General features: G+C 47.6%; 13 protein-coding genes. 1 reads left to right on the top strand and 12 read right to left on the bottom strand.

The genetic code is table 11. The features are described from left to right. Positions 1-15 precede the first annotated feature (15 nt). The 4 genes from fusA to IT233_03335 all read right to left on the bottom strand — a co-directional run bounded on the left by fusA (position 16) and on the right by IT233_03335 (position 4,434). On the bottom strand, positions 16-2,139 hold the full coding sequence (gene fusA / locus IT233_03350; protein MCC7301657.1) for an elongation factor G: 2,124 nt from the start codon (positions 2,137-2,139) through the stop codon (positions 16-18). 24 nt (positions 2,140-2,163) lie between these two features. Next, positions 2,164-2,631, bottom strand: a complete 468-nt coding sequence (rpsG, locus tag IT233_03345; protein MCC7301656.1) for a 30S ribosomal protein S7 — start codon at positions 2,629-2,631, stop codon at positions 2,164-2,166. 62 nt (positions 2,632-2,693) lie between these two features. Next, entirely contained in the window at positions 2,694-3,092 is a 399-nt protein-coding gene (locus IT233_03340) for a 30S ribosomal protein S12 (GenBank protein ID MCC7301655.1), read from the bottom strand. Positions 3,093-3,207: 115 nt separating this feature from the next. Next, on the bottom strand, positions 3,208-4,434 hold the full coding sequence (locus IT233_03335) for an HD domain-containing protein (protein ID MCC7301654.1): 1,227 nt from the start codon (positions 4,432-4,434) through the stop codon (positions 3,208-3,210). A 114-nt stretch (positions 4,435-4,548) separates the two neighbouring features. On the opposite strand from IT233_03335, the gene IT233_03330 reads away from it, so the two are divergent. Further along, the gene (locus IT233_03330) at positions 4,549-7,242 is read left to right on the top strand and encodes a sodium-translocating pyrophosphatase (GenBank protein ID MCC7301653.1); all 2,694 of its coding nucleotides are present in this window, start codon (positions 4,549-4,551) and stop codon (positions 7,240-7,242) included. Between the two features lie 88 nt (positions 7,243-7,330). Here IT233_03330 and IT233_03325 read toward each other — a convergent pair whose 3' ends face one another. From IT233_03325 to IT233_03290, 8 genes are all read right to left on the bottom strand, one after another. Further along, the gene (locus IT233_03325; GenBank protein MCC7301652.1) at positions 7,331-8,779 is read right to left on the bottom strand and encodes a glycosyltransferase; all 1,449 of its coding nucleotides are present in this window, start codon (positions 8,777-8,779) and stop codon (positions 7,331-7,333) included. Then, a complete protein-coding gene (locus IT233_03320; protein ID MCC7301651.1) occupies positions 8,776-9,924 on the bottom strand; it encodes a hypothetical protein in 1,149 nt (382 codons plus the stop codon). The genes IT233_03325 and IT233_03320 overlap by 4 nt, the downstream gene beginning before the upstream one ends. Before the next feature lie 5 nt (positions 9,925-9,929). Beyond that, positions 9,930-11,264, bottom strand: a complete 1,335-nt coding sequence (locus IT233_03315) for a CotH kinase family protein (protein ID MCC7301650.1) — start codon at positions 11,262-11,264, stop codon at positions 9,930-9,932. Further along, positions 11,264-12,577 (bottom strand): YaiO family outer membrane beta-barrel protein, encoded by a 1,314-nt coding sequence (locus IT233_03310; GenBank protein ID MCC7301649.1) that lies wholly within the window; start codon positions 12,575-12,577, stop codon positions 11,264-11,266. Before IT233_03310 ends, IT233_03315 begins: the two co-directional genes overlap by 1 nt. A gap of 8 nt (positions 12,578-12,585) precedes the next feature. After that, on the bottom strand, positions 12,586-12,960 hold the full coding sequence (locus IT233_03305; GenBank protein ID MCC7301648.1) for a response regulator: 375 nt from the start codon (positions 12,958-12,960) through the stop codon (positions 12,586-12,588). Between the two features lie 95 nt (positions 12,961-13,055). Next, entirely contained in the window at positions 13,056-13,541 is a 486-nt protein-coding gene (locus IT233_03300; GenBank protein ID MCC7301647.1) for a hypothetical protein, read from the bottom strand. Between the two features lie 2 nt (positions 13,542-13,543). Then, positions 13,544-13,837, bottom strand: a complete 294-nt coding sequence (locus IT233_03295) for a hypothetical protein (protein MCC7301646.1) — start codon at positions 13,835-13,837, stop codon at positions 13,544-13,546. A gap of 103 nt (positions 13,838-13,940) precedes the next feature. Next, positions 13,941-16,217, bottom strand: coding sequence for an SPOR domain-containing protein (locus IT233_03290; protein MCC7301645.1), 2,277 nt, complete (start codon positions 16,215-16,217; stop codon positions 13,941-13,943). Positions 16,218-16,279: the final 62 nt, after the last annotated feature.

Genomic DNA, 16,279 nt, shown 5'->3' with positions numbered 1-16,279 from the left:
TTTTTGGTATAGTGTTTATACTTTTTCTGCTTTTTTTCCGTTGGCTTTAGCGATCACTTCTTCCGAAATGTTACGCGGGGCTTCCTGATAATGAGAGAATTCCATTGTGGATGTTGCGCGTCCGGAAGTAATGGTGCGAAGCTGTGTCACGTATCCGAACATTTCGGCCAGCGGCACCCTGGCTTTAATCACCTGCGCTCCGGCTTTGCTGTCCATACCTTCGATCTGTCCGCGGCGCTTGTTCAGGTCACCCACCACATCACCCATATTTTGTTCCGGGGTGATTACTTCCACTTTCATGATTGGTTCCAGCAGCACCGGTTTTGCTTTCGGAACCGCTTCACGGTAGGCATTTTTCGCGCAGATTTCGAAGGAGAGTGCGTCAGAGTCAACTGCGTGATAGGAGCCGTCAATAAGGGTAATCTTCATTGTGGTTACCTGGTAACCGGCCAGCACTCCATTTTCCATGGATGCCTTGAATCCTTTTTCAACTGCCGGGATGAATTCGCGGGGGATGTTACCACCGGTAATCTCATTCTCGAATTGCAATCCTTTATTCTTATCGGTAGTTTCAAAGTCGGCATCAACTGGGCTGACAATAAACTTGATGTCGGCAAATTTTCCTTTACCACCGGTTTGCTTCTTGTACACTTCACGGTGTTCAACACTTCCGGTGATCGCTTCCTTATAATTAACCTGGGGAGCACCCTGGTTCACTTCCACTTTGAATTCGCGGAGCAGGCGGTCTACAATGATCTCCAGGTGAAGCTCACCCATTCCGGAAATAATGGTTTGTCCGCTGTCTTCATCCGTCTTCACGCGGAACGTAGGATCTTCTTCTGAAAGTTTGTTCAGGGCCGTTCCCAGTTTATCGAGGTCGCCCTGCGTTTTCGGCTCAATGGCGATACCGATCACAGGCTCCGGGAAGTTCATGGCCTCAAGTACGATGGGAGAATTTTCAGCGCAGAGGGTATCTCCGGTCCGGATGTCTTTAAATCCCACCACAGCACCGATGTCACCAGCTTCGAGGCAGTCAATGGCGTTTTGCTTATTGGCGTGCATCTGGAAAATACGGGAGATACGCTCTTTATTTCCGGAGCGGGTATTCAGCACATAGGAGCCGGAATCCAGTTTGCCGGAGTAGGCGCGTATAAAACACAAACGCCCCACAAACGGATCGGTTGCGATCTTGAATGCGAGAGCGGTGAAGGGGTCGGTGATTACCGGTTTGCGGGATACTTCTTCTCCGGTATCAGGATTCGTACCTTTAATATTATCTCTGTCGAGCGGGGAAGGAAGGATTTCCATAACCAGGTCGAGCATGGTTTGTACTCCTTTGTTTTTGAAAGCAGATCCGCAAACCATTGGAACTACTTTTCCGGAGATACACGCCTGGCGGAGTGCTTTGAGAACCTCTTCTTCAGTGATTGAATTCGGGTCTTCAAAGAATTTCTCCATTAATTTATCATCGAATTCAGCGATCTGCTCCAGAAGTTTAGCGCGGTATTCTGCCACTTCCTCTTTCATATCGGCCGGAATCTCCACCACTTTATATGTCATTCCCTTATCGGCTTCATTCCATTCGATCGCCCGGTTGTTGATTAGATCTACCACGCCTCTGAAATTTTCTTCAGCACCCAGAGGTAACTGAAGCGGGAGTGGGTTAGATCCCAGAATGGTTTTCACCTGGTTACAGACATTCAGAAAGTCGGCACCGGCACGGTCCATTTTATTGACAAAGCCGATACGCGTTACATTATAATTATTGGCCAGGCGCCAGTTTGTTTCTGATTGAGGTTCCACGCCATCAACGGCGGAGAAAAGAAACACCAGGCCATCGAGTACACGCAGGGAACGGTTCACTTCCACTGTAAAATCTACGTGGCCGGGGGTGTCAATAATATTGACTTTGTACTTATTTCCGCGGTAATTCCAGAAGCAGGTGGTGGCAGCGGAAGTAATGGTGATACCACGTTCCTGTTCCTGCACCATCCAGTCCATCGTTGCCGCTCCATCGTGCACTTCACCGATTTTGTGATTCACCCCGGTATAATAGAGGATACGCTCGGTGCAGGTGGTTTTACCTGCGTCGATGTGTGCCGCAATACCGATGTTCCTTGTATATTTTAAATCTGCCATCTCTGTTAGCCTTTTCGTCTACGGTTATAAGCGGAAATGAGAGTAAGCCTTGTTGGCTTCTGCCATTTTATGGGTATCTTCTTTCTTTTTAAACGCAGCACCTTCTTCTTTTGCAGCAGCGATGATCTCCCCGGCGAGTTTTGCTGCCATTGATTTTTCACCGCGAAGGCGGGAATAGGAAATCATCCATTTGATTCCGAGTGCCACCCGGCGCTCAGGGCGAATCTCCTGCGGGATCTGGAACGTAGCTCCACCCACGCGGCGGCTGCGGACTTCCACCGCAGGCATCACATTGTTGAGTGCCTTCTTCCAGGTGTCGAGCCCGGGCTGCCCGGTTTTCTCCTCCACGATGGAAATCGCATCATAGAAAGAATTGAATGATTTACCTCGTTTCCCATCGTACATCATGTTGTTCACGAAACGCGTTACAAGCGTATCGTTGAACTTCGGGTCGGGGAGAAGAATCCGTTTCTTTGCTCTAGCTTTTCTCATGTTATTCTGAAAATATTTATTGCCGAAGGCTGTGGCCGTCGGTTACGTTATTGCCTTATTAATTACTTCGCAGCAGGTTTGGCGGCGCCGGCCTTGGGCTTCTTTGCGCCATACTTGCTTCTGCGTTGCTTTCTTCCTTCTACACCTGCCGTGTCGAGCGAACCACGAACAATGTGGTAACGCACACCTGGCAGATCCTTTACCCTTCCGCCGCGCACAAGCACGATCGAGTGTTCCTGCAGGTTATGTCCTTCCCCCGGAATGTAAGCAATCACTTCCGTTTGATTGGTGAGACGCACCTTGGCAACTTTACGTAACGCAGAGTTTGGCTTTTTGGGAGTAGTTGTGTACACGCGCGTGCAAACGCCACGTCGCTGTGGACACGAATCCAGAGCCGCACTCTTGCTGCGGTTGGGCAACTTTTTACGTCCTTTCCGGACAAGTTGTTGAATGGTTGGCATAGTACTTTAACTAGCTTTCGGTTCTGCGTATTACTGAAAAAAATATCCCTCTTTTTTTAAGGGACGGCAAAGGTACAAGAATCTTTTGATTATCAACAGGAAATGTTGAAAAAATCTAGCGCGGAAAGCAGATAAAGTACTTGTTTACCTTGCCTTTAAGTCCTTTGAGATATCCTTGATCGCTGGCCCGTGTGAGATCCTTCAAACGGCCGTCTTTTCCCAGTATATTGATCCTGACAGAATCCGGACGGTACGCTTCATTGTTCACTTGCCCGGAGAAAACAAAATATTTTGCTTGTAATTTATTGAATCTCATTTTTTTATGTAGCTTTTCGGTCTGGGAAACCAGTGCTTTCCGTGGAACCGGGCGGTCTGAAAGGCGAATATTGTACAAGTTTCTGTTTATCAGCCATTTACATAAAGTCGCCAGCACCCGGTCGGGATGATCCTGCCATACTTTTACACAGGCCATAATATCGTGATCATCCAGCGCTGCAAAATGCTCCAACACCTCCTGGCCGGCATAAAAGTCTTTCTTCTTCACCTTTCTTTCCAGGAAAAACGCCAGTGCAGGAGTCGAAAAAAGCGGTACTTCTTCTCTTGCTAACTCCTTGGCCCTTAAGAGTATATTCTCCAGCATTTTCTCACCGGCCAGCACCGTCTTATGCAGGTATACCTGCCAGTACATCAGCCGCCTTGCGATAATGAATTTCTCGATAGAATAAACCCCTTTTTCCTCCACCACCAGGTCGGCTCCGGCCACGTTGAGCATCTTTATTATACGTTCCGATGAAATAACACCCTCGGAAACTCCGGTAAAAAAGCTATCGCGCAGCAGGTAATCTAAACGGTCCATATCCAATTGGGAAGAAACCAGCTGATGCATGAACCTCTTGGGATACAGGTCGTTAAATATTCTTATCGCCAGCGTGAGCTTCCCCTTAAATTCCTTGTTAAGCCTCTGCATGAAAACATCAGAAATATGCTCATGGGAAACACCTTCTACAATGCTGTGTTCAAGAGCGTGCGAAAAAGGGCCATGACCAATGTCGTGCAGTAATATTGCAATGGAGGCTGCTTCTTTTTCTTTTTCGGAGATCCGGACACCTTTTGCCCTCAATACTTCTATGGTTTCGCGCATCAGGTGCATTGCACCCAGGGCATGATGAAACCGGGTATGCAGGGCACCTGGATAAACCATGTTGGTCATTCCCAGCTGTTTGATCCTTCTCAGTCGCTGGAACCAGGGATGGTTGATCAATTCAAAAATCACCCCGCCCGGCAGTGAGATAAACCCGTAGATGGGGTCATTGAAGATCTTGATTTTCTTGTCGGCTGTCATTAGAAGGGGGCGTAAAGGTAGGTTTTTGATAATATCCTGAAAAATAGTAGGTTTGCACCCGTTTTTTACCAAAGGATTCAGTATTCTGATTTTTAAGCGTTTATATCTTATACCATGAATGAAATCGTGATTTACCTTGTACCGGCCGTTGGTCTTTTTGGGCTTCTTATTATGGGTCTTAAGTCTGCATGGGTAAGCAGGCAGGAGGCCGGCGATAGCAAAATGCAGGAGCTCGCAGGCTATATTGCTGCCGGAGCGCTGGCATTTTTAAAAGCGGAATGGAAGATACTGGGAGTTTTCGCGGCTGTTGCGGCAGTGCTGTTGGGATGGTCGGGCACGTTGGTGGAACACTCAAGTCCGGTAATAGCCATTGCCTTTGTGATTGGAGCTGTGTTCTCTGCATTGGCAGGTTACATCGGGATGAAGATCGCCACCAAGGCCAATGTGCGAACCGCACACGCTGCCAGAACTTCGCTTGCTAAAGCGCTTGCTGTTTCTTTTAACGGAGGAACGGTAATGGGATTAGGGGTAGCAGGTTTGGCTGTTCTTGGTTTGGGTGGACTCTTTATTGTTCTGACAAATATGTTTGTTGCACCCGGCGATGCTGTTACAGGATCGAGCATGCGTACGGCAATTGAAGTGCTTGCCGGCTTTTCGCTTGGTGCTGAATCCATAGCCTTGTTTGCACGTGTGGGTGGCGGAATATATACGAAAGCGGCAGACGTTGGCGCTGACCTGGTTGGAAAAGTGGAGGCCGGCATACCGGAGGATGATGTTCGCAACCCCGCTACCATTGCAGATAACGTAGGTGATAACGTAGGTGATGTGGCAGGTATGGGCGCAGATCTTTTCGGGTCCTATGTTGCCACCATCCTGGCCACCATGATTCTGGGAATTGAAATAGAGGCAAAAGATCAGTTTGGCGGGATGGGGCCCATTTTGCTTCCGATGGTGATTGCAGGACTGGGGCTGGTGTTCTCTGTTGTGGGAACTTTTTTTGTACGCATCAAGGGAGAGAACTCCAGTGTGCAAAATGCCTTGAATATGGGGAACTGGTCGTCCATCATCTTCACCGCAATTGCTTCTTATTTTGTAGTGCAGTGGATGATTCCTGCGGATCTCACATTTATCCGGGACGGAAGCATTATCACAGCAAATGGAATTTTCTACGCAATTATCACCGGCCTGGTGGTGGGAACGCTGATGAGTTTCATCACAGAGTATTATACTGCCATTGGCAAGCGTCCGGTGAGCAGCATCGTGCGGCAGTCATCTACCGGACATGCTACCAACGTGATCGGTGGTCTGGCAGTTGGAATGGAGTCAACACTTATCCCGGTCATTGTATTGGCCGCCGGAATTTATGTGTCGCATTACTTTGCCGGTCTGTATGGAGTATCCATTGCTGCAGCTGGCATGATGGCCACTACTGCAATGCAGCTGGCTATTGATGCATTTGGCCCGATTGCCGATAATGCCGGAGGCATTGCGGAAATGTCAGGGCTTCCGAAGGAAGTGCGGGGCAGAACCGACAATCTGGATGCAGTGGGAAATACAACTGCCGCAACGGGGAAGGGATTTGCCATTGCATCTGCGGCGCTGACCTCACTGGCTCTCTTTGCGGCATTCGTTGGAGTAGCAGGAATCAGTCATATCGACATATACAAAGCCGATGTACTGGCCGGATTGTTTATTGGCGCGGTGATACCTTTCATTTTTTCTTCGCTGGCCATTGCTGCGGTGGGAAGAGCGGCCATGGCGATGGTGAATGAGGTCCGCCGGCAGTTTCGGGAGATACCCGGTATTATGGAATACAAGGCCAAGCCGGAATATGAGAAGTGCGTGGCCATATCAACGCAGGCTTCGATTCGTGAGATGATCGCCCCGGGATTGATTGCTCTTATCACACCGGTGATTGTAGGATTTGCATTTGGTCCGGAAGTGCTGGGAGGTCTGTTGGCAGGCGTTACGGTATCCGGCGTACTGATGGGAATGTTTCAAAGCAATGCAGGCGGCGCATGGGATAATGCCAAGAAATCATTTGAGAAAGGAGTAGAGATCAACGGTCAGACTTTTTACAAGGGATCTGAACCTCACAAGGCCGCTGTAACCGGCGATACCGTAGGAGATCCCTTTAAGGATACTTCAGGTCCGTCAATGAACATTCTAATCAAACTCATGTCTATTGTTTCACTTGTGATTGCACCACATATTGCGGTGGTTTCCGCGGGCGAGGAGGAGCATAAGGGGCATGATCATTCCACTGTTGTGTTACCGGGCGCCGCCATCGATTCACTCAGCGGAATGTATGCGTTCGATGGTTCCCACGCGTTCGTTGAATTCAACGTACGCCACTGGCTTTCCAACGCCAAGGGAACAATCTCGCTGGATTCGGGCATTGTTCATTTTACCGGTGATCCTTCCACTTCCTCAGTAGACCTCGTTCTTTCGGTTCGTACAATCAACACACAGAATAAGGACCGCGACGATCATTTGCTCAAGTCTGATTATTTTGCAGCGGACAGTTTTCCGAGTATTACATTTAGTTCTAAAGGGGTACTGGCTTCTGAAAATCCGAGTTTCCGTTATAAAACTTCCGGAAGTCTTACAATGCGCGGCATCCGGCTTCCCGTGGATGTGTACTTTAATTATGTGGGAGAGGCCAGGCGTGAGGGGAAGCCGAGCATTTTCACATTTGAAGGAGAGTGCAGGATCGACCGTACCTCGTTCAAGGTAGGAGAGGAGAGTAAAGGCGTGGGAAGTGAAGTGCTGATCAAATTTTCGGCGGAAACAAGAAAAGCGGAGTAACCGCATTTTTCTGAACAATTACCGGCCCGTCTGAAAGGACGGGCTTTTTTTATCCGGGGTGTCTTAAGAAACGTTTCTGGCCGGGAAATCAAACGGGAGTTACCACCTTCGTCGGTTCTTTCCTGTGAAATCCTTTCCGTGTCATTTCGCCCCACGACTTCCGGCCGGTGAGCAGATCAACATTTCCCAGAATAGCGTTCCAAACGGACCACGGGTGGAAAAGCACCGGTTCCAGCATACCGGTAAGGATGAGTTTGAAGATGTCGCTTTTCTTTTTGTACTGATGGTAGGTCAGTTCTTCTGAAACCAGGGCGAAAATTGAAAACATGATCGCGAAGGAATACACCATGGCCAGCAAGGCCAGGAAGAAGGGCCAGTTTACGTATCCCAGCAGGGCAAGGAAAAAGAAGTAGAGGATCCCGAAGAATTCTACAATGGGTGCAAGCCATTCAAAGAGGAACCAGTACGGATAGCTGATCATTCCCAGGAATCCGTGAGAAGGGTTAAAGAAAAGTTTTTTATGCAGCCACAAGGTTTCAGCCGTACCGCGGGTCCACCGGTTCCGCTGCCGGGCAAGAATTTTATACGTGTCCGGCGCTTCGGTCCAGCACAAGGGATCAGGAATGTAAATCACTTTATAGGGCTGTTTCATGGCATGCATATAACGCCGCATGCGAACAACCAGTTCCATATCTTCTCCTACGGTTGCTGTGTTGTATCCGCCGCAATCAATACAAATGCGTTTATCGAATAAACCGAAGGCTCCTGAAATCAACAGCAATCCGTTCATTTTGCTCCAGGCCATCCTCCCCAGTAAAAACGCACGTATGTATTCCAATGTTTGTACTCTGGGAAGTAACTTTTTCGGCAAGTTCACTTTTACCAGTCTCCCATCCTGTACCACGCAGGAATTGGCAATGCGCACCACCCCTCCTGTTGCAATCACCCGGCCTTCACCATCATCCAAAAATGGTTTTACCATCTTCAGCAGCGAATCCTGCTCCAGAATGCAGTCCACATCTACGCAGGCAACATATTTATTCCGCGAAATATTCAAACCGGCATTAAGGGCATCGCTTTTTCCACCGTTTTCCTTGTCCACTACCAATAGTTTACTGTAGATCGGGTTCCTGGACCGGTACACCGCCCTGACTTGTTCTGTGTTTAACTGTTCTTCATAGGCATAAGGAAATTTTTCAAGTGCATAGGCCTGAATCAGCTTCTGCATGGAATCATCTTTACTGCCATCATTCACTACAATCACTTCATAATTACTATAGCGTATCGATAGCAGCGATTTCACATTCTCGGTGATGGTTCGGCCCTCGTTGTACGCAGGAGCTATAATGGAGATGGACGGGGAAATGGGAGAATTCGAGATGGCTTTGTAATCAACAAAACTCTGGCGGCGCATGTAAAGGGCAGATTCGCGGATAGACATGATTCCCAATACAAGGTAGCAGCTGATCAGTGTGAAGGAATACACCAGTAATCCGTAATAAAAGAAGTTGGATAATATGTCGAAAAACTCAATCATGATTCGGCTTCATGGAGTGCGTTGCGTATAATACCTTTCAGATGTTCGTCGGCGTACGTACTATAAATTCCTTTCAGGAGTTGCAGCCCTGAGTCAGAATTTCCGGCCAGTGCGTAGGCGGTAGCCTGACTGATATCCCGGTCGTCGCTCAGCAGTTGTAACTCTAAAAAGGGGAAGTCTTTTTCAATGGCGATCTTACGTGAAACACCGATCACAGCCAGTTTAAAATCTTTCTCATAATTATAAAATCTTTTTTTCAGCAAGCCGAGTGCGGAGGCGGCATCCAGGTCTCCGATTGTTTGTACTACGGCCTTTCTTACCTTGAGACTGGGATGATTTAGCATCCGGGTAACTTCTTTAGTGAGATTCATAAGAGAAAAATAGGAGATCATTTTGAGCGTAAAAATGATCACCGATTCATTGGCGGAGCGCAGCCATTTGCTGATGTCCGGCAGATTCATGTTTCTGTCCAGTGAAGCCATTACCCCCAGCAGGTTGATCTGCTGCCATTCCGAGATAGGGTACCGTGTATCGTCAAGGAATGTAAGCGCGCGGAAATCCATTATTTTGACTAATGCCAGTTGAGCTTCCATGCGAAGAATAGGGTTGGAATGATTGACCAGCCGGTATATTCTTGAATAGCCCTGTTTTGCTTCCATCGCACTGAGTTCTTTCACACCTTTGGTTTTAATATGCCAGCGCGGATCTTTCAGCTTACGAATAGAGTCATTATACAGGCTGAGAGAGAGGTACAGGTGACGGAGAGCACGGGCAGGAGCGCCTGTAAAATCGCGGTAGAGATGAAGAATTTCATCAATAAGCACCTGTCGCGATTCAGAGGTACGGAGATAGTTCCTTTTATAGTGATCCAGTAATTTATAGCGCTGGGTGCGCTGTTCCAGATTCAGGTCTTCGGGATCAAAAATGACGGATGTAATGAGCAGTTCAAATTTCTTCCGGAGTTTTCCGACCCGTTTTTCCTTCCGGTTTTTACTGATCCTTGAAAAGATAATAAAGAGAAAAAAGAAGACAGAAAGAACAATAAAGCACAGCGTGATGGCAACCAGCAGTAAAATTTCCCGCGGAACAAATTGTTGTGCCCCGAAGAAAAAATCACGTATAAAAAGAATCGAACCGGTGCACATGAACATCAGGCTTCTGGTTCCGCATCAAACATTTTCCGGTTTTTCAGTTCGCGGATAATGTGGTTACGGCGTTTTATTATAAAAGACTTAAGCCCCGGGGTGAACGCTCCCGGATCGGTGGGATCTCCGAGGTGATCCTGCAGATTCTTATCAAAATCTTCGGTGCTGCAGGCTTTGAGCGAATCAGCCGCCACATGCGGTCGAATGATCACGGCCCAGCGATCGATCTTTCCGCCCAGGCGGTCAATGGAGAATGGACCTTTTACGAGCTCTGCCATGTAGCGTAGGTAGCGTTTTCTCAGGTAGGAATTCCCCAGCACCCTCTTCTGGAAATGTTCTCCTTCGAAATCTTCCGTGTGGTCCGGAGCAAGAGTGTATACCTGCTCCAGGGTATATTTCGGATTCCAGGCAGCAAAGGCGAGATTATGATCCCATGTTACCCACTGCCATTTTCCGGAGGAAGGTTCATGGTAGAGGGCGTAGTTATGCCTGTACATCATGTTGAAAGCGTCGGCGTCGGCCAGCAAGTTGCAGATGGCCCATGTTTTCAGCAACTGATCGGTGTTCAGGATGCTTTCGAGGTGCTCCATGTACTTCTTGTCCTTGTTTTTTTTGAACCCGCGGTTCAATTCTCCGATAAATAAGGCAATGTCCGTATAGGTGGTATCCTTCCCGGTACGTTTCTTTTTATATTTTCTCTGGTACGCGGAGGGGTCGGGACCGAGGTCCTGCAGCAGGGCATTCGGTTCGCCCAGGTACAAGTTACCATCGTGATTGGTGAAGTGGGTATCCAGGAAATGCTTTCCGATTTCTTCTACTGCCAGATAAAGGCCGAGGTATTCGTCATTGACGTATACTTTAACAAAGGCAGACGCGGGTGCCGGCAGGCCCTGGTCGCGGAGAAGATCAAGCATGAGTTTTTCTCTCAGAAAGGTGGGATCTTTGAAGCAGTTGTTCAGATTGAAGGTTCGCACCTTACCATAGGAGGATTCTTTTCTGAAACGGGCCAGTGAAACTTTGAAGGACTTTTTGTTTCCCTTCGTGTAGAGGAAGGAAGATTCGCCCTTGAACCGCAGTCCGGCGGAGTCGATCTTAAAGCTGTCGATTACAATTTTTACGGGCAGATAACGGGTCATCTCCAGGGAGTCCCGCAATTTTTTATTACGGTAGAGATTTTCCCATCCATTTTCGTCGTAGAAATAGAAACGCAATTCATGCACCTGTGTGTCGTCGAACAGGTTGCCGGCTGTTGTTTTATAATGGCCTTCAGCGGCATTGCCGCCACAGGAACTCAGGAGAACCCAGGCAGAAAGAAGGAGGATGTTTATAATTTTTCTCATCAGAAGCGGTATCGGATTCCCAGTTGAAAAACTCCATCAAATATAGTAAGGCCGGGCAGGTTATTCAGGCGTTGGGTTTCAAAGCATATTCCTGCCAGAAGGAAATAATTATCGGCCAGAACTTTTTGAAGATCCGCTCCCAGCCGGAGAGCACTAACCTGATAGAATTCCGGATTGTCTCCCAGAAAAACACGGTTGTCGGGGGTGAGTCCGTAACCCGCTGTTAGCGTAAAATGATTCTCTGTATCCCGTAGATATCGGCGGGCATGGGCCAGCAGAGAAACAGCGGCTCCAGTTCCGCGGGGTGTAATGAAGGGGCGCAATCCGAACCAGTAGTGTGAATAGTATTTGCCGACAGAACCGGTTAGAATGAAAATTTCTTTAGTTCCGGTTCCGGTGAGTACAAAATGAAGGTACCGCAAGCCGATGGAGGCGTCCATATTGCGCGGAAGACGGCGATATACCTCAAAGCCGGACCGGAACCTCGGAAAGATGGCAGAAGGGCTGAATCCGCCGTTGAGATACAGATAGGTGAGTTTGTTCAGCTTATAGTAGAGATCCGCTTCTCCCATCAATCCGGTGCGTTCAAAACGCTGAGCGGCAGAGCCCCGCACGATGGCCGTTGTTTTTCCGAAGCGGTGCTTGCCTTCGAGTTCCAGCAGATGTCGGGGGGCATACACATCGCTGAACAATTCAAGGGTATACATTGCACCGGCGTGATTTCGCTTGCGCTTTAACTCGATGTCGTGAATCATTTTGTCAATCTCATTCATCACGTCCTCGGGAGGTAATACCGTCTGCCCGCTGTTTGCACCACCCGGCTTATTCTTCGGTTTTTTCAACTCTTCCAGCAGCACCAGCGCTTCATCATATTCTTCCAGCTGATCCAGAATCTTTGCCTTGGTGAGTTTAAAGTAATATTCATTCGGAAAAAGTTCAATTCCCTTGTTAGCAACCTGAAGTGCGGCACGAAGATTACCCGACCAGAATTCGATATTGAGCAGAACAGTTACAGCATCGTAGTATTCGGGTTTCTTCTCCAATACTTTGATGATTTCGGCGCGTGCTTCCTGAAAGCGCCGTTCCCAGGAAAGTGTATTGGCAATCAGTACACGGGCATCGTGGTAATCAGGATGTTTTTCCAGTATTTTTTTACAAATATCTCTGGCATCCTGATTATTCTTTTCGGTAAATGCCGATCTCCTCGCTCTTTCAAATACCTTATCTACATCGAAAAAGATAGTATCCTGGGAATATGCAGAGGTGACAAAGAGAAAGAGGATCAGCGTGATCCGCCTGAAAGAGCGAGGCATAGGAGGGATCAGACTTCGGAGAGGTATCGCTTTACGCGAATGGAAAGTTCGTTGGGAGAAAATGGCTTGGTAATGAAATCATTTGCACCGGTCTTAAACGCCTCCAGGATAACCGCCTCTTTATCCACATCCGTCAGTATGATGACAGGAAGCCGGGGGGTGCCATTCTTCCTGACATAATCAATGATCTCAAGTCCGTTGAAAAAGGGCAGGGTCATGTCGGTGATCAACAGGTCAGGAGGAGTGTTTTTAATTTTTTCAATAGCGTCTTTACCGTTGGAGGCTGTCATCACTTCATATCCGTCCTTCCTCAGTTTAAATTCAAGCACCTTGAGCATCATCGGCTCATCCTCTGCAATCAGGATGGTGTTTTTACGGCTCATTTAAAGACCTTTATTCAGACATGTAAAAATAGCCAAAAAATGCCAGTGAGTCCACATTTTTTGTCGACCAAACTCAGAAAACGTACAGACAAGAATTACTTTGGATTCACCGTGTTATTATCGGTGCTTTTTGACTTGTTTCCCTTCTTCTTTTCATCCTCTGCGCCCTCATCTCCAATGGCCATGCTTTTCTTCTGGCTGTTGGGATCCACGAGATTACCACTGGGAGGCGGGGTGGTGGTTCCGTTAGGAGATCCTTTGGAGTCCTTAATAAATTCTTTGCTTTGCTTCACTTTACCGCCCTTACCGTCTTTGTTCTTTTCGTCGCCTTCTTCGCCTATGGCCAGATTATCAGTCTTCTGGCCGTCTGTTTTTACCGGATCGTTCTTTTTTTTGGTGGTGTCCTGAGGTGTTTCCTGAGGTGTTTCTTCCTTCTTCTCAACGATCGGATCAACTTTTTGCTTTGTATTTTTTACCGTATTCACCTTCGTTTTGGTATCTCTGATCACATCCCCGAACTTCACCTGTGAGAAGGCGGAGAAGGATAGAAAAACCAACAGAGCCGGAAGTATACGGAACATCATCAGTTCTTTTTGGGATTACGGGTAGTATTCGGAGTTACCACGGGATTTTTGGAGCTCTTACCATCGCTGGTGGTGCTCTTTTTCTTCGTGTCATTGGAATCACCTTCTTCTCCGATTGACATTTTTTCGGAAGTGCCGCGGTCGGTGGTATTCTTCTCTTTATTCTTCTCCTCGTCTTTCTTCTCGGGATTTACCACCTTGTTGTCTTGCTTCACAGTGGGATCCTGCGCAAAAGATTCTGCAGAGAAGAGGAGGCCGAAGGCCAGGGCGGAAAAAAGTACGGTCTTTTTCATGAGGTCAGGTATTACGTGTGAATATCAAAGAAAATGCCATATATGCAAAGGTAACCCAAATGGACACGGGGTTCAGGAAAAAAATATCAAAAACTTACCCATACTATTTCAATATATCAAGAGCTTCTTTAATGGAAATCAGCTGATTATCATAAAAGGCAAGGATAAAGGCATCCTTGAAACCATATTTATCTATTACCTCGTCGCGGAACAGCTGCGCGGCCTTGTAATCGTTATAATTACCGCTCAGGTACTGGTTTAACCCCGACGAGGTGGTCTGTTTGCTCACCCCCGGTACCTTGTTGATCCGCTGAGTAACATCTGCAGGAGGTTCTCCTTTAAAAACTCCCAGCTGTATCCGGAAAACTACTTTGCTCTTATCTTTTTTGGAAGTGTCGGTATTCACCGGTGGCGTTGGATCATTCGTGTGCTGCATTGGCTGCTTCACTCCTACACTCTCCAGGCTTACCCGCTTTCCGTCTTTGTACACAACCACAAAGGCATCTTTGTACCCGTTTGCAATCATTTTTTTACGCAAAACACTGGCATCTTCAAAGTTGTCGAAGCTGCCGGTGAGATATTTATAATAGCCATTCTCAGTTTTTAAAGTAATCACGCCCTCGGATGAATTGAAAGAGGAGGCAGACACCTTGGTCTTTAACGCACCTATCTGAACTCTGTAAATAATACCCGGTTTATTCAATTCGGGAGGTATAACGGGATTGGTAGGGTTAGTAGGGTTAGTAGGGTTAGTGGGATTAGTAGGGTTAGTGGGATTAGTAGGGTTAGTAGGATTAGTAGGGTTAGTAGGGTTAGTAGGGTTAGTAGGGTTAGTAGGGTTAGTAGGGTTAGTAGGGTTAGTAGGGTTAGTAGGGTTAGTGGGATTAGTGGGTGATGGATCTTTGTAAACCTTGTTAAGGTCGTAGATCTTTCCATTCTCAATATAAATTACCCGTGCGTCTTTAAAGCCCGTATTTTTTATTTCCTCTTTTCGCTGATTCGCCACGTCAATGGAATTAAAGGAGCCCGCAGTGTAAACGGTAGAGGAGTCAGAAAGGATATTTGATTTAACATCAGAAATGCCCAGCAGTTTTTCCATTATCTCCAGAGGTACTCCGCCGCTGTATTGAGCTACCTGCACAGTGAATTCCCGTTTCTTAAGTGTGATGCCGCCGAATCCTCCTACGCTTTGTGTAGCAAGAATCACAACATTCCTCTCAATAAATTCACCCGTAGAATCAGAGTAGACCAGCCAGCGTTTCTCAAGAACGGAATCGGGAATGGTTACACCGTATTCATCCACGATGGCTCCCGGAGCAGAGTTCATTTCTTCATCCATGTAGTCTGGCACAAGGTCTTCATCTCCGTCCAGCGGACAACCTTTGTTGTCAACGGCCACTCCGGGGGGAGTGAACTGGCAGGAGTCCTGCGGATCTTTTACGCCGTCGCCGTCCCGGTCTTCCATGTCAAGTGCAAACCAATCAACATCAGAGAAGTCGGGATTGTTTTTTCCTCCCTTCCGGTTTTTCTGTTTGAATTCATAATGCAGCGAGACGGACGACATAAGGAAGCGGTCGTTTTTCACATCTCCTTTTCGGATGCCTGTGCCGTTCCCGGCAACACCATCCACATAATCTGTGAGTGTGAAATGCCAGACTGCTCCCAGTTTCATAATCATCTGCTTATGCAGTTTGAGATTAATTCCTGCACCGGCGGTGTACGCGAAGGATCGTTCTGGATATTTTCCGAAGCCGTCCAGATTCAGTTCGCGGATGTCGGATTCATAAATATAATCGCGGGAAAGGGGAATGGCGGTAGGAGCGAAGGGATCGTTTTCGTCCATATTCATGATGGAGCCGTCGGACCAGAAATAATACCTGTTCCCTGCCCGGTCATATAAATCGGTTTTAGATAAAAACTCGAATGATTCAAATCCGACGGAAATCCAAGGTTCTGTGGAGCGGGTATCTTTCAGCAGATGATCAAAATTATAGGTGAGTGCCAAACCTCCCATTCGGATATGACTCTGGAAATTCAGGTTTCGTTCAATGCTGCGTTCGTTGGCACCTACTTGTCCGAAGAGTGCACACAGCCGGAGGTTGAAGGCGGGACTCAGGTTCTGGGAAAGACTCAGTTCGTATCCGATCCTGGAGGTTTGCGGCAGAACAAGTGCTTTATTATTGATGTCTCCATACCAGGTGAACATTCCCACTCCTGCTCCCACCACGGGTTTGAAAATAAATCCGGAATCAACCGGTGGAAGAGAATCTTTTGAAGTTACCGGGAAACGGGAGGAGCCGGAATGACTTGTGCTGTCCTGTGCGTGAGCGGAGAACATGCAAAGCAATGGCAATATCCGTAAGAAAATACCGGGCGACATCGTACTACAAAGATAATCAACGAAGGTCAAATTCCCTCAAAATCAGTTGATTGTCAAAAAAG

It is taken from the genome of Bacteroidia bacterium (genome assembly GCA_020852255.1).
In the GTDB taxonomy this organism is placed as follows: Bacteria; Bacteroidota; Bacteroidia; order JADZBD01; family JADZBD01; genus JADZBD01.
Note: the sequence above shows the minus strand (reverse complement) of the source record. Positions and strands in the feature narration are given on the sequence as shown.